This window comes from Mucilaginibacter sp. RCC_168, from assembly GCF_041355315.1.
Taxonomy (GTDB): Bacteria; Bacteroidota; Bacteroidia; order Sphingobacteriales; family Sphingobacteriaceae; genus Mucilaginibacter.
This window is the reverse complement of the sequence record NZ_JBFUPN010000002.1, coordinates 117,579-135,269: the sequence shown is the minus strand read 5'-3', so window position 1 is coordinate 135,269 and position 17,691 is coordinate 117,579. Positions and strand designations below refer to the sequence as shown.

12 protein-coding genes are annotated in these 17,691 nt (G+C 42.4%); 7 read left to right on the top strand and 5 right to left on the bottom strand.

The window, feature by feature from the left end:
- Positions 1-74 precede the first annotated feature (74 nt).
- The 3 genes from AB6735_RS01985 (at position 75) to AB6735_RS01975 (ending at position 6,528) form a co-directional block, all read left to right on the top strand.
- The gene (locus tag AB6735_RS01985; protein WP_370994141.1) at positions 75-1,280 is read left to right on the top strand and encodes a FecR family protein; all 1,206 of its coding nucleotides are present in this window, start codon (positions 75-77) and stop codon (positions 1,278-1,280) included.
- A gap of 286 nt (positions 1,281-1,566) precedes the next feature.
- Positions 1,567-4,971: a TonB-dependent receptor gene (locus AB6735_RS01980; RefSeq protein ID WP_370994140.1), complete on the top strand. Its 3,405-nt coding sequence runs from the start codon at positions 1,567-1,569 to the stop codon at positions 4,969-4,971.
- A gap of 24 nt (positions 4,972-4,995) precedes the next feature.
- Positions 4,996-6,528, top strand: a complete 1,533-nt coding sequence (locus AB6735_RS01975) for a RagB/SusD family nutrient uptake outer membrane protein (protein WP_370994139.1) — start codon at positions 4,996-4,998, stop codon at positions 6,526-6,528.
- Positions 6,529-6,580: 52 nt separating this feature from the next.
- On the opposite strand, the gene AB6735_RS01970 is transcribed toward AB6735_RS01975, so the two are convergent.
- Positions 6,581-7,195 (bottom strand): trimeric intracellular cation channel family protein, encoded by a 615-nt coding sequence (locus AB6735_RS01970; protein WP_370994138.1) that lies wholly within the window; start codon positions 7,193-7,195, stop codon positions 6,581-6,583.
- 100 nt (positions 7,196-7,295) lie between these two features.
- Positions 7,296-8,516, bottom strand: coding sequence for a dicarboxylate/amino acid:cation symporter (locus tag AB6735_RS01965; RefSeq protein WP_370994137.1), 1,221 nt, complete (start codon positions 8,514-8,516; stop codon positions 7,296-7,298).
- Positions 8,517-8,955: 439 nt separating this feature from the next.
- Here AB6735_RS01965 and AB6735_RS01960 point away from each other — a divergent pair, with 439 nt between their 5' ends.
- The 3 genes from AB6735_RS01960 to AB6735_RS01950 all read left to right on the top strand — a co-directional run bounded on the left by AB6735_RS01960 (position 8,956) and on the right by AB6735_RS01950 (position 12,952).
- On the top strand, positions 8,956-11,346 hold the full coding sequence (locus AB6735_RS01960; protein WP_370994136.1) for a TonB-dependent receptor domain-containing protein: 2,391 nt from the start codon (positions 8,956-8,958) through the stop codon (positions 11,344-11,346).
- A 138-nt stretch (positions 11,347-11,484) separates the two neighbouring features.
- Complete coding sequence (locus AB6735_RS01955) at positions 11,485-12,063, top strand: hypothetical protein (RefSeq protein ID WP_370994135.1); 579 nt, start codon at positions 11,485-11,487, stop codon at positions 12,061-12,063.
- 10 nt (positions 12,064-12,073) lie between these two features.
- Positions 12,074-12,952, top strand: coding sequence for a YitT family protein (locus AB6735_RS01950; protein WP_370994134.1), 879 nt, complete (start codon positions 12,074-12,076; stop codon positions 12,950-12,952).
- Between the two features lie 127 nt (positions 12,953-13,079).
- Here AB6735_RS01950 and AB6735_RS01945 read toward each other — a convergent pair whose 3' ends face one another.
- The 3 genes from AB6735_RS01945 to AB6735_RS01935 all read right to left on the bottom strand — a co-directional run bounded on the left by AB6735_RS01945 (position 13,080) and on the right by AB6735_RS01935 (position 16,016).
- A complete protein-coding gene (locus AB6735_RS01945; protein ID WP_370994133.1) occupies positions 13,080-14,123 on the bottom strand; it encodes an adenylate/guanylate cyclase domain-containing protein in 1,044 nt (347 codons plus the stop codon).
- Positions 14,123-14,500 (bottom strand): response regulator, encoded by a 378-nt coding sequence (locus tag AB6735_RS01940; protein WP_370994132.1) that lies wholly within the window; start codon positions 14,498-14,500, stop codon positions 14,123-14,125. The genes AB6735_RS01945 and AB6735_RS01940 overlap by 1 nt, the downstream gene beginning before the upstream one ends.
- Positions 14,501-14,636: 136 nt before the next feature.
- Positions 14,637-16,016: a sensor histidine kinase gene (locus tag AB6735_RS01935; RefSeq protein WP_370994130.1), complete on the bottom strand. Its 1,380-nt coding sequence runs from the start codon at positions 16,014-16,016 to the stop codon at positions 14,637-14,639.
- A gap of 332 nt (positions 16,017-16,348) precedes the next feature.
- Here AB6735_RS01935 and AB6735_RS01930 point away from each other — a divergent pair, with 332 nt between their 5' ends.
- Entirely contained in the window at positions 16,349-17,458 is a 1,110-nt protein-coding gene (locus tag AB6735_RS01930) for a twin-arginine translocation signal domain-containing protein (protein WP_370994129.1), read from the top strand.
- Positions 17,459-17,691: the final 233 nt, after the last annotated feature.

Genomic DNA, 17,691 nt, shown 5'->3' with positions numbered 1-17,691 from the left:
TGTTGTCATGTACATGAGGTTTTCCTAAAACCCTTCATTTACCAATTATTTACTATGATAAACAATTACACGGTATGAGTGCATTGAATGCAAGGTTACGTTATCTTTTTAACAGTTATTATAATCAAACTGCTACCAGGGAGGAGCAGGATGAACTGTTTCAAATTATTAATGCCTCAACCAATAATGCTGAATTAACGGCCCTTATTCAACAAGCCTGGAATGATCTTGAAGTAAATGAACCTCTTTTTGCCCCCTCAAAAAGTACGGATATGTTAAATAATATCCTGAAAAATGGAAACCAGGACAATGTTCACATCATTAAGCCTCCCGATCATTATAAACTATGGTTACGATTGGGCACTGCCGCTGCATTGATGATCTTTTTAGGATTTGGGGCCTATGTATTGATCAATAAAAAAAAGCCTTCTGATACAAAAAAAAATATAGCCAAAACGCAGCCCCGGCATGATGTGCAGCCTGGAGGAAACAGGGCATTATTGACGCTTGCTAATGGTAAAACGATTTATTTAGATAATGTGAAAAACGGTGTGCTGGCAAAAGAGGGGAGCACGCAAATTAATAAAACACGCGACGGGCAACTGGTTTATAAAGGTGGCAAAGATGCGGATGACAAGGGGGCGGTACCTATAAATACCATTACCACACCAAGAGGGGGGCAATATCAGTTGGTACTTAACGATGGAAGCAAGGTTTGGTTAAATTCAGCATCGTCATTAAGTTTTCCGGCTGTATTTACCGGTAAAACCAGGGATGTGGAAATTACCGGCGAGGCTTATTTTGAAGTGGCCAAAAACGCGGCTATGCCATTCAGGGTAAAAACTAACCATACTGTTATTGAGGTATTGGGCACCCACTTTAACACCATGGCTTATAATGACGAAGCCGCGATGAAAACCACCTTGCTGGAAGGATCTGTAAAAATAAGCAATAACAACTATACCAGTATTCTAAAACCGGGCCAGCAGGCTTTGTTAAATCAGAGCGGAGAGATCAGAGTGGTTAACGATGCTGACGCAGAAGATTCGATTGCCTGGAAAGATGGCCTGTTCCAGTTTACGGGTGCCAGCATCCAGTCTATCATGAGGCAGGCTGCCCGCTGGTACGATGTGGAAGTTAGTTATGAAGGCCAGATCCCGGTTAGAGAGTTTACCGGGCGTATATCCCGTAATGTAAAAGCGTCTGAACTTTTGGGGATGCTTAAATACGCGGGTGTTAATTTCAAAATAGAAGATAAACACATTACTATAATGCAATGATCCTGTTGATCAGGATAAACTAAATCTCAAGACAACTAATCAATTATTCACCTTAAACAACCCTATGATGGAAGAAATACCAAAGATAAGTTAGCTCCGGCGAGGATCCACAACTTGTCATGCACTGTTTCTGCCCGTATAATTCACACGGCAGAAATCCAGATACAGACATATAGATAAAAAAACCGGGAAGTGTTCGCTGCACTTTCCCGGCCAAACTATCTGGGTCCCAGAAAAATGCAATCAACGAATTGAATTTAATGTTTAACCCAAACACAACAAACTTATGAATTTTAATTCTAAGGCTACGCCTTTGGCATGGTCTCAATTATCCAAAATAATACTGGCTATGAAGCTAACGGCTGTTATTATAATTGTAGCCCTTACCAATGTAAGCGCAAAAAGTTTTAGTCAGATAGTGACCTTGCATCAAAAGAACACTACAGTTGAAAAAGTTCTGAAAGCAATTGAAAAACAAACCGGCTATCATTTCTTATATGATAAAAAGGATGTATCCCATGCAGGCGGAATAAATGTTGAAGTATCGAACGCTACGCTGCAGGAAGCACTTGATCAGTGTTTTAAGGATCAGCCTTTAACGTACAAGATATTCGAGGAAACCATTGTAGTTAAAAAGAAAGATGCTGATGCACCAACCGCTCCCACGGCGGCCTTTAAGGTGCAGGGTACAGTGAGTGATGATAAAGGTCCTCTTCCCGGTGTAAGTGTCAGGGTGAAGGGTTCAAACGTGGGGGTAGTTACCGATGTGAACGGTAAGTATACTTTAAACGCGCCCGATGCCAACGGAACCCTTGTGTTTAGCTTTGTTGGTTATGTGACACAGGAAGTGCCTATCGCCAATAAAGCTCAGCTTGATGTAAAGCTTGTTGAAAGTCCAAAAGCGTTAAGCGAAGTGGTGGTAGTAGGTTACGGTACCCAAAAGAGAGTTGACCTTACCGGCTCTGTAGGTAGTGTAAGCGCCAAAGGGTTACAGGAGCGTCCCGCGATTAACGTGGAACAGGAACTCGCAGGTAAAATTGCCGGTGTTAACGTATCAACAAACTCCGGTGCACCGGGTGGTGAAACCAAGATCCGGATACGTGGCTACAGCTCAATTAATGCGGCCACAGATCCGTTATACGTAGTGGATGGGGTGGTGTGGACCGCAGGTGGTGCATCCCTTAACCCAAATGATATTGAAACTATCGACGTACTGAAAGACGCTTCCTCAACAGCTATATACGGTACCCGTGGTGCTAATGGTGTAATTTTAGTGACTACCAAACGCGGTAAAAAAGGTGGTTCTGTAAGCTATGATGCTTATGGAAGTATCAGCTACATGGCCAAAGAACTTCCCGTATTAAATTCCAAGGAGTTTTTATCAGTTGAAGATCAGTCATATGCCAACATCCCTAAATATGATCCTACCGGCTGGGCTGCAGGCAAATATGTTGATGATGATCCTAAAAAGATCCGTACCGCGCTGATCGGTAAGTTGTTTGATCAGAACCTGAATCCGCTGTATGATGTGGATTGGCAAAAAGCTACCACCCGGACAGCCTATAGTCAAAACCACAACGTTACATTTACCGGCGGTTCTGACAACCTTACCTACGGCTTGTTCCTGAATTATGCCGATGATGAAGGTATTATATTGAATAGTTATCAAAGACGCTATAATGCCCGCTTAACAATTGATCACCAGGTAAAACCGTGGTTAAAAGTTGGCGCTACTATTAACTATAACAGCTCGGAACAGCGTACCGCAGATGACGGAACAGGTGGTAACAACATCCCGCGTATGCTTATTGAGATGATTCCGATTGTGCCTATAAGGTACCCGGATGGCACTTACGGTAAAAGAACCGACTATCCAAACATGGAAGGTGGCGATAACCCGGTTGCGCAGGCTAATGAAATAGAAAACCTTTATAGAAAACGCGTATTTAGCGGTAATGGTTATTTAAACTTAAACCTTGCACCGGGCCTGGAGTTCCGCAGTACATTAGGTGTTACTACGCAGGCCAATTACAACCCACATTTTCAGAGTGGTTTAGTAGGTGGGGCAACGGCAGATCAAAGCAATAGCTCGGCTTCTATAAATGAATATAATGATACTTTCTGGCAGTGGGAAAATCACTTTACCTATAACAAAACGTTTAATAAAATACATTCATTAAATGTTGTTTTGGGTACAGAAAGGCAAAACTTTAATGAGTTGAGTGTTGGCTCATCAACATCGGGTTTAGCAGATAATTATTTTCAATTTAATAACCTCGGTGCAGGATCGGTACCGGGTACACCGGCTTCTGGCTATTATTCGTGGCAGATCCAATCCTATTTTGCGAGAGTGAACTATGGTTATAAAGACAAGTATTTGTTAACAGTTACCGGTCGTGAAGATGGTTCATCGCGTTTTGGTACAGGTAAAAAATATGGTTTCTTCCCATCAGCGGCATTGGCCTGGCGTGTTTCTCAGGAAGATTTCATGAAGGATAACAAAACCATTTCCGATCTGAAACTTAGATTTAGTTATGGATTAACCGGTAACTCCGAAATTGGTCAGTACAGATCACAAGCGTCGTTGCCTATAGGCAGCTATCCGTTTGGTGGCAACCGTAACTCGGCAACGGTAATTGATATCGGCAGCCCAGGCAATCCGGATCTGCAATGGGAAAAAACTTCGGAGTATAACTTTGGTTTATCATTTGGTGTATTGAATAACAGGATTACCCTTGACGCTGATGCTTATTACAAAAAAACCAAAGCGTTGTTGTTAAATGCACCACTACCTGAAACCAGCGGATTTAACAGTGTATATAAAAACATTGGTAGTCTTGAAAATAAAGGTATTGAGTTAACGTTAAACACGGTTAACATTAAAACGGATAATTTTAGCTGGAATTCGACATTTAATATTTCCTTCCTGAAAAACAAGATATTGCATTTAGGGGAGGCAAATGATGACATTTTCCTTGACCCAACATTCCTTTCACAGTTTAACTTACTACGTGTTGGTCAGCCGGCCAGTGTTTTTTATGGCTATAAAGTGTTAGGTACCTGGGGTACTGCAGAGGCCGCCGAAGCAGCCAAATACAACCTGTTGCCAGGAGATTTAAAAATTCAGGATACCAACGGCGATGGTAAGATCACGGTTGCCGATAAACAGATCCTGGGTAAATCAACACCATCCGGTTATGGAACGTTTAGCAACACATTCCGTTATAAAGCGTTTGACCTGGGTATCGAGTTGCAGTTTAACTATGGCAACCAGATCATGAACTTAACCCGCCACTCTGGTCAGGACCGTACTGGTCAGGCTAACAGTTATGCTACTGTGTTAAACGCATGGACGCCTACTAACCAAAACACCAGTATAGCACAGGATCGTCCGGCGTATGTTTATTATCAAACAGAGATCTACTCAACTAAAGTGGAGAGCGGTAGCTTCATCCGCGGCCGTAATGTAACCTTAGGCTATAATTTCCCGGATAATCTGGTTAAGAAAATAAAACTGAGTCGTTTAAGGGTATATGCACAAGGACAAAACCTGTTCCTGATCACCAAATATACCGGGTATGATCCTGAAACTTCAACCTATAACAGCAGCAGTAACTTTACCCAGGGTATACAATTTTACGATTATCCAAAGCCAAGAACCTTCTTATTGGGTTTAAATGCAAGTTTTTAATTAAATACCTCAATACGTATAATTATGAAATTTAATTTAAAAAAATACAGGATCGGTCTTTCAGCGCTGATCGTTATAGCAAGTGTATCTGGTTGCAAAAAATATCTTGATGAAGATAACCGCAGCAACTTTACACAGGAAAATTATTTTACCACTGCCAACCAGGCCCGTACTTTTGTGAACGGCATTTATGGGGGGTATATTAACAATATCAATTATGGTCTTTACTTTTTTCAAAATGGAGACGCATATGGTGAAGCCCCGTTTATTACACTGGAGCTTTTTGCCGGGCATACCACCACATTGGGGCAAAGTGTAAATAATAAAAAAGTAATAAACGAGAATACAGACCCAACCAACCCGGGTTTTGAAACCGTTTGGAAAAGTTGTTATACGGCTATTGAAGAAGCCAACCTTGCTCTTGCGCGCATTCCGGCTATCAGTATGGATGCTACCGTTAAAAAGTCGTTATTAGGTGAGGTTTACTTTTTGAGGGCCTTTTACTATTATCACCTGGTAAGGTTATACGGCGATGTTCCTTTGATAACCCAGCCAGTTGATCTGTCAAGTCCGCTTTTATACCCGGCCCGTACACCACAGGCACAGGTATATGATCTGATCGTTAGTGATCTGCTTGCTGCAGAGCAATCTGGTTTGCCTAATACCGATCAAACAGGTAAGGTATCATTAGGCGCGGTACACACCTTGCTTTCGAGTGTTTATTTAACCATGGCCGGTTATCCTTTGCAAAAAACAGAAAACTACCAGAAAGCTGCTGATGAAGCCAAACAGGTACTGCCTTTGTATACACTGTTTACAGATTATGCTTATTTGCATGACAATCCGCACAAAAATCAGGGCGAACTGATCTTCCAAAGTCAGTACCTGGTAGGTGTGGCTACTAATGCTATAACTCAATTAACGGTGCCTTTCAACTTACAGGTCGGTGCTTATGGGGATCACCTGGGAGCAATGATCCCGACAAACGCTTTCTTTGCCAGTTATGAAGCCGGGGATAAACGTACAGAGGAAAAGCAATTCTATTTTTCTAAATACCCGGATGCTAATAATCCTGCTGATACGATCATTTTTGGAGAGCACTGCCTGTATAAATATTTCCAGGTTGAAAGCTCGGTACCAGGTACGGCTAATAGTGGCAAATGCGATGAAAACTGGACGCTTTTACGCTTGCCGGAAGCCATGCTGATTTATGCTGAAGCATCAAATGAAGTAAATGGCCCCACCGCTGATGCTTACGATGCGGTTAACCAGATACGTGCCCGCGCAAATCTGGCACCATTAAGCGGTTTAACAAAAGATCAGTTCCGCGTAGCTATCTGGAAAGAACGCTATCATGAACTGGCTTATGAAAACAAAGCATATTTCGATATCCAGCGGACCCATCAGATATATGATGTTAAGAACAACACTTTTGGTCCGGCAACCTCTACTGCAAACGAACAGGGGGTTACCATGAAAGATCAATATTACTTGTGGCCAATCCCGCAGCGTGAGATAGCGACAAACAGTAAGCTAACCCAAAATACAGGTTGGTAATAACATTTTCAGAACAACAAAGAAGCCCTCCATTTTCGGAGGGCTTCTTTGTTTAATGCCATTCTTCGTTGTAAACAAATTTGGGCATCTGCCAGTTATAACGGATAGATAACAGGCGTAATGCCAAACCAATAATACATGCCAGTACTATGGCAAGCTCAGAACTACCGCCCAGATATTCTATGCCTAAATAAGCCGCGCCGGTAACTATAGAGGCACTGGCATAAATCTCTTTATGAAACAGCAGTGGGATATCATTACATAAAACATCACGAAGCACCCCGCCCGCGCAGCCGGTGATCATGCCGCTGAACATTACAATAATGGGAGGGAGGTTTATTTGCTGCGCTATCTGGCAGCCTATAATGGTGAATACCACCAAACCCAGTGCATCAAGATATAAGAATAGCTTTTTGAGCTTGGTCATTAACGAGGCGATGATAGCAGCCAATATAGCTGCCCCGGCTGTTATGAGCAGGTATTCCGGGTGTTCAACCCAGCTCATGGGGTAATGGTTAAATAAAATATTGCGTACAGTGCCTCCGCCCAGCGCGGTAACCCAGGCAATAATACAAACACCTACCCAATCCATATTACGCCTTCCGGCTGATAAGGCGGCTGTCATGGCTTCGGCAATAATGGCAACGATGTATAATATATGCAACATGATGATCCAAGGGATTTTGAGTGCGAATTTACGTACAGCTCAAATATAATTATTCGGGGCTACTAAATAAACGATGTTTGGATGACGCTCTGAAGGATGGCTATTCGGCCTTATTAAGCCAGTTTTTACCTTCGCTAAAACGGGTTACCAGCATAGCGGCAACTGTATCACCGGTAGCGTTTAATAAGGTAGCCATGGGATCAACCAGGGTGCCAATGATCATGGCAGGAGGGAGTGCCTCGGGCGGAAATCCATAAGCCGATATAAATAACAGTTCTCCGATGTAACCTCCATTAGGTATACCCCCTTCAACCAGGCTTACCAGTACCGTCATGCCCAGGGCCAGGGCAATAGTATCGGCGCTATTAAAGCTTTTGCCGAACAGTGCAAAAACCACCACCATTTTTACGATGGAGGAGATACTTGAGCCATCCTTATGCAGGGTACCGCCCAGTGGGATGGTTACATTGGCAATAACATCCGGGATGCCTATTTTTTTAGCGGCATCCAAATTGGCGGGTATCGTAGCTATGCTGCTACAGGTACCCACAGCCGTTGCCGATGGGATAATGTTGTTGCGCCAGTACTTTTTTATGCCGTTTACACCACCGGCTATAAAAGCATACAGACTAAATATCACTACAAAGTAAAACGCCCCTACACCATAGTATAAGCCCATGGAACGTGCATAACCACCAAACAATTGCGGGCCGAATACCCCAACCTGGTAAGCAAAGTATGCCCCCAAACCAATGGGCCCCAATTTCATGATCAGGATAAATATATTTTTAAACACCTCGTTACCACTATGTAAAAAACGGGCAAAGGATGCTCCCTTTTCACCCGAACGTAAAGTGGCAAAGCCTATCAGTATCGAAAATATAATAGCGGCCAGCATACTTTTCCGGGAGAGCAGTTCATAAAACTCGCTGGTGGTAAATAGCTGGGTAAGCTGATCACCAAAGGGTTTTTTGACGATGGTTTCAGTGATGGGACTGGCAACCAAATGCTGATGGATTGGAAATATCCATGTGGCGATAATGGTGATAATGGCAGCTACCAGCACCGTGCCAACAAATACCACGGAAGTAATACCTAATAAGCGACCAAGGCGTTTTGACCCATCGAGCCCGGCAATGGCCGATGCGATGGCAAAAAACACCAATGGTACTACCGCTGTGAATAATAGGTTCAGGAAAATATCGCCGATAGGTTTAATGAGCTCCACTTTTTTGCCCAAAAATAAACCGGCTATACTGCCCGCTATAATACCGATCATGAGCATGATAATGCCCTTGTAATTTTTGAACCAGCTATTCATTGGGCTAATATAGTTTTTATAAGGCAAAATATCTTCTGGTATAGGGTACGATGCGGGCACATCTTTTTGACGAACTCATAATTTTGAAAAGCTGCTCCAGAGGAGCAATATGTCGGTAGAAATAATAAAATCCCGCCTTTTTAGTGCCGTAGGTACTACACTAACCAGGAAGGTTAAGATTGACGTAACCTACGGCACGTAAATTTTTTAACCCTATTTCTACCGACATTCAACCCCTCGGAGGTATCAAAAAGATGTGTTCACACAATAGCCTGGTATATGGGGCTAAACTCAAGCTGAATTTTTAGCTGATTATAATAAAAATGTATCAGTATTTTTATTTGGATTTATTCTAAATAAAAATAACTTTGCGCCATTGAACCGCTATCGGTTTAAACATATATAACTATTGACCCTTAATGCAATTTATTCCAAAGCCATGACGCAATTTTTACGAAAAAATCACCCTCCCGCATTCGGTTTCATATTCTCTATATTTTTAACACTTTGCCTGAATACCGGTTCTGCATCGGCACAAACACAAACAGGCAGCATAAAAGGTATCGTTAAAACCGGCGATAACGAACCTATAGGCCTGGCTACCCTGCTGATCAAGGAAACCAATCAGCGCACCATGACCAGTGTAAATGGTCGTTTCAACTTTAAAAGGGTAAAACCGGGTACTTATACCTTGGTAGCTTCATTTGTAGGTTCAACCACCAAATCGCAGCAGATTACCGTTGCAGAAAACACCGAGGCTGTTGCCGAATTTATACTGGAAGATGATAGTAAAAACTTACAGGAAGTGAGTGTAAAGGGTCATAAAACCAATAAATTCCTGAAAAAGGAAACGGAAGATGTGGCCCGTTTGCCACTTAAAAACCTGGAGAACCCGCAAGTATACAGCGTAGTAACCAGCGAACTGATGAAAGAGCAGGTGGTAACCAGCTATGTGGATGGCTTTAAAAATATCCCTGGTACAGGTGTGCCATTGGTATACAACAACGGGCGCACCACGCTTTTATCCCGTGGATTTACTACAGGTAACTTTATCCGTAACAGTGTAGCCGGCTATAACTTTAATGCTATTGACCCTGCCGATATTGAAAAAATTGAAGCTATCAAAGGGCCCACAGGCACACTGTTTAACAGTAGCTTAGCCTCATTTGGCGGTTTGTTTAACCGTGTCACCAAGCAGCCTTTTGGTACGCCGCGTACCGAAATAAGCTACAATACAGGCAGTTTCGACCTTAATCGCTTAACCGCTGATGTAAATACGCCATTGAACCAGGATAAAACATTATTATTTCGTGTTAATACCGCCCTGCACACGGAGCACAGCTTTCAGGATGCCGGCTATAACCGCAGTTTTTTTGTAGCGCCAAGCATCACTTATATTATTAATGACCGTTTATCTGTTGATGTTGACGCGGAGATAGGTAACGGCAGTGCTACATCTGCTTACCGCCTGGCACCAGACCCTAAAGCTAAAATATACAATATTAAAGATCTGGGTATAGATTATAAACGTTCCTTTGCCAATAACAACCTCGATTACCAGAGCCGTCAAATTGATATTTATGGATTGGTTAATTACAAGATCTCTGATAGCTGGAAATCACAAACCATGTTCAACAAAACCTTTTCTACAACCAAGGGCTATGTTACGGCGATGACCATAGCTGATACAGCGATCAGACGGCAGGTAACTAAAGAAGATTATCCCTACTATATCACCAATGTTCAACAGAATTTTATTGGCGATTTTAAAATAGGTAAATTCCGCAACCGTATCGTTACCGGTTTTGAGTACTACAATCAAAAAAGCAACAATACGAATGTTGTTGTAAGTATGCCACTGATCAATTACAAAACACCTGGCGCTGCTTATAATAATTATACCCCTGAGAAAGTTTCGGCACTCATTGCGGCTCAGGCCCCAAAACCGGGTGATTATGTTCAAAATAACCAGAGTTCATATGCCGCCTATGTATCGGATGTTTTTAATATTACTGATAAGTTGAACGCCATGGCCAGTATCCGTATTGACCGTTTTATAAACAAAGGTGCTTATACTCCTGCGGATGGTAAAACTACTGGTAATTTTAATCAAACGGCATGGTCGCCAAAATTTGGTTTGGTTTACCAGTTGGTTAAAGACAAGGTATCGTTGTTTGGTAACTATATGAACGGTTTTAATAATGTTACAGCTACCAGCTTTGACAATACGCCGTTTAAACCGCAATACGCCAACCAATGGGAAGGCGGTATAAAAGTTGATGTTTGGGATCATAAGATCAGCTCAACTATTAGCTACTATGATATTTCGGTAACCAACACCACCATGGATGACCCGGCACATCCGGGATTTTCGACCCAGGCAGGTACCCAGTTAAGTAAAGGTATCGAGGCCGAACTGATAGCCAATCCGTTTGCCGGCTTTAACATTGTGGGTGGTTTTGCTTATAATAACAGTAAAATAACCAGTGCCGCGCCGGGCACAGGTTTACAAGGTTTACGTCCCGCAGCATCGGGCCCTGCCCGCCTGGCTAATTTATGGGCAAGCTACCGCATTACCAATGGTATGGTAGAAGGTTTAGGTTTTGGTGTAGGCGGTAATTACGGCAGCTCATCGTACCAAACCAATACGGCAACATTTAAGTTCACTATACCATCATACACTACCATAGATGCCACGGCATTTTACGATCAGCCTAAATACCGCATTGGTGTAAAATTTGATAATTTGACTAACGAAAAATACTGGTCGTTTCGTTTAGCGCCGCAAAATCCAACCCGGTTTACACTTAACCTAACGCTTAAAATGTAAGCTGTTAAAGCATTATAAAAAAGCCTGCTGAAACTCAAGTGATCAGCAGGCTTTTTAGTTGATTCTGCTATTGGGATACACAAATATGCGTCTCCCAATAAGGCAAATTATTATATTAGCGATCAATTTTAACCACAGATGCAGATTGAACAGGCCAGGCAATTTATACTGGATAAACTAAAAGAAGAGCTTCCTGAATGTTTTCATTATCACAATGCCGATCATGCTGTGGATGTATACACCGCATCGAAACAATTGGCGTTAAGTGAGGGGATAGGCGATCATGAAACCCAATTACTGCTTACTGCCGCATTGTTTCATGATTCGGGCTTTTTATCGGGACAAAAAGATCACGAAAGCAAATCATGCGATAATGCCCGTTTGTATCTGCCTGATTTTGGTTACACCACAGAAAATATCGACCAGATATGCGATATTATTATGGCCACCAAAATGCCGCAAACGCCACATGACCATTTAGGGGAAATTATTTGTGATGCCGATTTGGATTATTTAGGGCGGAATGATTTTTTTGTACTCAGTAAAAAGCTATTTTCGGAACTTGTAATAACCGATGGTTTGAAAAATGAACTGGACTGGGATAAGCTGCAGATCGTTTTTCTGAAAAACCATCATTATTTTACCAAAACAGCTATCGAAAAGCGCGGCCCTGTTAAGCAGCAGCACCTGGAAGAGATCATAAAAAGAACAGTTTAAAATATAATTCATGACCAAAGCGGAACACAGTTTACCCGAAATAATTAAGGACGTAGTAACGGTAGCAATCGGGATATTATTTTGCGGTTTTGCGCTAAAGGGCTTTTTGGTGCCCAACAGTTTTTTTGATGGCGGTGTTACCGGTATATCCCTGCTCATACATGAATTATACCATTTCAACATCGCTTTTGTTATCGTGGTGGCCAATATTCCCTTCATTATTATGGGGATGTTCCAGGTTAATAAGTCCTTTGCGCTTAAAACCTTTGCCTGTGTAGTTGCGTTGGGGATTTGCCTGCACTATGTACCATACCCTGTTATTACGTCTGACAAGCTACTGGTATCCATATTCGGTGGTGTGTTCATGGGCCTGGGCGTGGGCTTGTCTATCCGTGGCGGTTGCGCGTTGGATGGTATCGAAATACTGGCACTTTATACCTTAAAACGAAGCAGCTTCACCATCAGCGAGATCATCCTGGGTATCAATATCATCATATTCTTAATAGCGGCCTTTAAGCTTGGCTTGCCAACTGCATTATATTCCATCTTAACTTATTATACCGCTTCTCGAACCATCAGCTTTGTGATTGATGGTCTGGAAGAATACACAGCTGTGAACATTATATCCGGCCAAAGCGAGATCATCAAAGAAAAACTGGTGATGGAACTGGGCAGGGGCATTACCATTTATAAAGGCGAACGTGGTTTTCTGAAAGAGAGTTTTGATGTTCACCAGCCGGTTGATATTATTTTTACCGTAATAACCCGCTTTGAGGTACGCCGGTTAAAAAACCTGGTGCACAGCATCGACCCCAAAGCCTTCGTGTTTACTAACAGCATCAAGGAAGCAGCTGGCGGGGTATTGAAGAAGCGGGTTAGGGAACATTGATTTTTTTTAGTATCAAGTAGTTAGTATCAAGTATCAAGATTTATTTTTTTGAGGCATTTGATAATTATTTAGATGCAACTGTCGTGATACTTGATACTAACTACTTGATACTAAACTGGATACTATTCTAAGAAACCACCTCGTATATCTCCACAGGCTTGGCTTTGTTTTTTAGGCTTACTTCGCCAATTTTGTTGAGTTCGAATGATTCTTTTGCTTTTTCGTAAACCTCTTCGGTAACAATGATCTGATTGGGCTGTGCTACTGACTGTAAGCGCTGTGCCAAATTAACGGCATCGCCAATTACGGTATAATCCAACCGTTTTAACGAAGCTGAACCGATATTACCTGAGATCATTTCGCCCGAGTTGATGCCTATAGAGACCTCTGGCTTAAAAGTTTTATCGCCATAAACTATGGCTTCGGCGGTGTGCATTTTTTCGCGTACGGCAAGGGCTGCATCAATAGCACGGTCGAGGTGATATTCGCCACGGAAAACCGCCATCACGGCATCGCCCATAAATTTATCGATATGCCCGTTTTGCGCTATGATCTCTTTCACCATTACATCAAACAGCTTGTTAATCAGGCTTACCACATTGTTGGCCGGCACATGCTCTGATATGGCCGTAAAGCCGCATATATCGATAAACAGAACGGTTGCATCGATGGTTTCGTTAGAGAGCAGGCTGGTTTCAAACTCTTTGTGAGTCATAAAGTTTAAAACATTCTCATCAACATACATACGCAATATGTTATTCTCCTTGATGGCCTGCATGGTTTTTTTAAGCTCGATAACATGCAGCAACGTTTTTTCGATGGTAATATCCAGATCGTCGAAATTAACGGGCTTGCATACAAAATCAAAAGCACCCCGGTTCATGGCGGTACGGATATTTTCCATATCGCTATAGGCCGATACCATAACCGCTTTTAGTATCGGATTAGCTTCCGGAAGCTTGGTAAGCAGGGTAAGCCCATCCATTTCGGGCATGTTGATGTCGCTTAAAACCACATCAATATCAGGCTCTTCGGCCAGTTTTTTTAGCGCGTCATAACCATTCTGGGCAAATACAAAATCAAATACCTTTTCCCTGATCTTTTTTCTGAATTTCTGCTTGATGAGCAATTCTAGATCCGATTCGTCATCAACCACCAGTATCTTGGCCATTATTGTTCTATATGTTTTAGTTTGTCTTTAAGCGTATTAAAATCAAGGGGCTTGGTTAAAAAATCATTAGCCCCAAGATCCATGGATTGTCTGTAATTTTCATCATCGCCATAAGCGGTTATCATCATCACTACCGGCGGCGGTTTTTCATAAGTGCTTCTGATGTTTTTGAGTAGCTCCAGTCCGCTCATCCCCGGCATATTAATGTCTGATAAAATAAGGATCACCTCAGAGTGGTTTTGTTCCAAATATCCCATGGCCTCTTCACCAGATAACGCGAATGTAAAGGCCATTTCGCCGCTTTTGATCTCCTTTCGGAAACGCTGGGTAAATAATGGCTGTACATCGGCCTCATCATCAACAACAAGTATTTTCAATTTATTAGTGAATTATTTTAATTAGTGATTTAGTGAATTAGTGATTTTAAAAATCATCAAAATTTATTCTTTACTCTTCAAGTCCTTGTTCCTTGTTCCAAAAATCTTTGTTCCCAAAGTCCTTCCGCCTCAAATTCTACCCATTTACAGGTATGGTGATAGTAAATTTGGCGTACTCACCTTCCTGGGTATCTACCTTCAGTTCACCATTATGGGCTTTGGTAATAATATCATAGCTCATGGATAAACCCAGGCCGGTTCCCTGTCCGGTAGGTTTGGTGGTGAAAAATGGCTGATATATTTTATCAAGAACCTTTTGATGGATCCCCATACCATTATCGCTTACTGTAATTTCAACCGCACTGTGGCCATTGGTCAATGTTACATGTTTAGTGGTTACATTTACCATGGGTTCATAACCTTCACCTTTCAATTTTTTCTTTTCTGCTACGGAGTAAAACGAGTTGTTGTACAGGTTAAGCAATACCCGCCCCAGGTCCTGCGCCATGGCATCTACATTGCCAATGGTTTCATCAAAACTGGTTCTCATGCCCGCGTTAAATGATTTATCCTTAGCGCGCAGGCCATGATAGCTTAAACGCAGATACTCATCGGCAAGGGCATTAATATCGGTAGGTTCCTTTTTACTGGTTGACGCACGCGAATGTTGCAGCATGCCTTTCACAATGGCATCGGCACGTTTACCATGCTGGTTTATTTTAGAAAGATTTTGGGTAAGATCATTGATGATGTCATCCGCATCTTCCTTTGCATCATCGGGCAGCTTTGTGAAAATATCCTCCTTAAGCTCATCCAGTAATTCGATACTTACCTCGCTAAAGTTATTAACGAAGTTTAAAGGGTTTTGTATTTCATGCGCTATACCGGCGGTAAGCTCGCCCAGCGACGCCATTTTTTCCTGTTGTACCAGTTGGGCCTGGGTGCTTTTCAGCTCGGCCAGGGCTTGCTGCAATTCTTCTTTTTGGTGGGTAAGTTCCGCTGTACGCTCTCTCACCTGGCTTTCCAGATTAACTTTCATGGCAGCCATCATGCGGTTCTGCTCTTCTTCGTTTCGACGCTTGGTACGCTCAATCTCCAATGCTTTGTTTTGCCGGCGATTGATAAACCACATAGCACAAAACCAAATTACCGCGAACCATATGGCACTCTCCATAAAAGTGTCGATACTTTCGTAAAGTTTTGGGAATAAATGCTCGCAGGCAAAAGTAAAAAAGCCAACAGCTACAATTGGGATCACCGCGTTAACAAGAGAGCGGTTCGCTTTAAATTCTTCTACCGTATAGGGTAGGGTCACCACACCCGCAGCCAATACGTAAGTAAACAATTGAAAAATCCACCTGCTATCAAAATTAAAGCTCATAGCCATAAGCGCGACCGCGGTACACATGGCATATAGCAAATACTGCGACCATGGCGAATTGATACCATCACGTTTTAGGTTTTTACGCAGTTGTGTACATAAGATAAAGGTAATAAGCGCCGCAAATCCCGCCATAATTCAATTCAGTTAGTCCTGGTATGGTTAATAGTGATCAGTTTTTAAAACTAAATATTTAATTTGAATATATTAAATGTATTAGCTGTTGATAAATGCAATCAAATTTACATCGCCCACTGTTATTTATACGTGCCAGGCGTTCGTCCGGTTATGTTTATAAATATCCGCGAAAAATACAACAAGTTTTTAAACCTCTTTCCCATTTTATAAAAGTCATACAGGTGAGGGTCGACTAAATAATTTCTTTCTCGGGTTCGTAAGCATCTAAAAATTGAAATAAAATATACTACCTTAGCATTATGTTCATACAATAGAACAATTATAAGTCTATGGAGAAATCGAGAAGAAATTTTATAAAGAATTCGGCCATTGCATCCGCCCTGGTTGCTGCCGCCCCCGCAAAAAGTTTTGCTATATTACATCAGGATATGAAACCAAATGACCAAACCATCGGACAGGGAGAGTTTACCTACAAGGCCGATAAAAACTGGGCGAAGATCAGCGTGAACAGTAATCCGCTGGCCAATTGCCACGAAATGGTACAGGACAGTAAAGGCCGCCTCATTATGCTGGGCGACCATACCCATAACAACATCCTGATATTTGATAAATCAGGCAAACTGCTTGATTATTGGGGCACATCGCTGCCTGGTGGTCATGGTTTAAGTATCAGCAATGAAGGAGGCGAGGACTTTTTATTATTGACCGATTGCGGCTGGGCCCTGGACAGGACGGGTAACAACTATGGCCAATCAGGCCAGGTGTTGAAAACCACACTCGATGGTAAACTGATATTTGCCATAGGCCACCCGCGCACCATTGGTATTTATAAGGATGATGAGCCTTTTAAACCAACCGAGACCGCTGTAGCGCCCAACGGTGATATTTATGTGGCCGATGGTTATGGCTCCGATTATATTATCCATTATAATAGCAAAGGGCAATATATCAATCATTTTGGCGGTCATCACAATACCAATAAAGATCATAACCTGGTGAATGCACATGGCGTAACGGTAGATACCCGCGATAAAAACAACCCTACACTGATATGTACCTCGCGCGAGGAAAACTGCTTTAAGGTATTTACACTCGATGGTAAATTCATTAAACGTATTGATATGCCGGGCATGTACGTTTGCAGGGCGGTGATCAACGAGCAAAATATTTACGCAGGCGTATGCTGGTCGAAAGATGCAGCCGGCAAACGTTTTGATTATTCGGGTTTTGTAACTGTATTGGATGCGAATAACAAGGTGGTATCAAATCCCGGCGGAGCAGCACCTGTTTATAAGAATGGCGTATTGCAGCAAACTCTACAGGCAGTTAATCCAATTTTTCAGCACGGCCATGATGTTTGTGTTGACGAGGACAAAAATGTTTACGTATGCCAATGGAACGCTTACCACACCGCTCCGGTGAAATTGACACGGGTGTAATAATTATTTCATTCATTGACCCCTTCTCTTGAGAGTAATAGCCCATAAACTACAAGGTTAAAAACAAGTGGCAGAGCAGACTCATCGGTCTACGCTACGCTGGACCACACTCTCCCCGGCTTCGCCGTAAAGAGGGGAAAGAAAAAAAGAAAGAAATCCCCTCTATGCGCGAAGCGGAGAGAGGGGTGACGAGCGCAGCGATGTCGGGGTGAGTCGGTATCGCCATAGACATA

What these genes read in the sequence shown, in the direction of transcription:
- AB6735_RS01985 (WP_370994141.1), top strand. Translation starts at nt 75, where the DNA reads ATGAGTGCATTGAATGCAAGGTTACGTTATCTTTTTAACAGTTATTAT.
- AB6735_RS01980 (WP_370994140.1), top strand. Translation starts at nt 1,567, where the DNA reads ATGAATTTTAATTCTAAGGCTACGCCTTTGGCATGGTCTCAATTATCC.
- AB6735_RS01975 (WP_370994139.1), top strand. Translation starts at nt 4,996, where the DNA reads ATGAAATTTAATTTAAAAAAATACAGGATCGGTCTTTCAGCGCTGATC.
- AB6735_RS01970 (WP_370994138.1), bottom strand. Translation starts at nt 7,195, where the DNA reads ATGTTGCATATATTATACATCGTTGCCATTATTGCCGAAGCCATGACA.
- AB6735_RS01965 (WP_370994137.1), bottom strand. Translation starts at nt 8,516, where the DNA reads ATGAATAGCTGGTTCAAAAATTACAAGGGCATTATCATGCTCATGATC.
- AB6735_RS01960 (WP_370994136.1), top strand. Translation starts at nt 8,956, where the DNA reads ATGACGCAATTTTTACGAAAAAATCACCCTCCCGCATTCGGTTTCATA.
- AB6735_RS01955 (WP_370994135.1), top strand. Translation starts at nt 11,485, where the DNA reads ATGCAGATTGAACAGGCCAGGCAATTTATACTGGATAAACTAAAAGAA.
- AB6735_RS01950 (WP_370994134.1), top strand. Translation starts at nt 12,074, where the DNA reads ATGACCAAAGCGGAACACAGTTTACCCGAAATAATTAAGGACGTAGTA.
- AB6735_RS01945 (WP_370994133.1), bottom strand. Translation starts at nt 14,123, where the DNA reads ATGGCCAAGATACTGGTGGTTGATGACGAATCGGATCTAGAATTGCTC.
- AB6735_RS01935 (WP_370994130.1), bottom strand. Translation starts at nt 16,016, where the DNA reads ATGGCGGGATTTGCGGCGCTTATTACCTTTATCTTATGTACACAACTG.
- AB6735_RS01930 (WP_370994129.1), top strand. Translation starts at nt 16,349, where the DNA reads ATGGAGAAATCGAGAAGAAATTTTATAAAGAATTCGGCCATTGCATCC.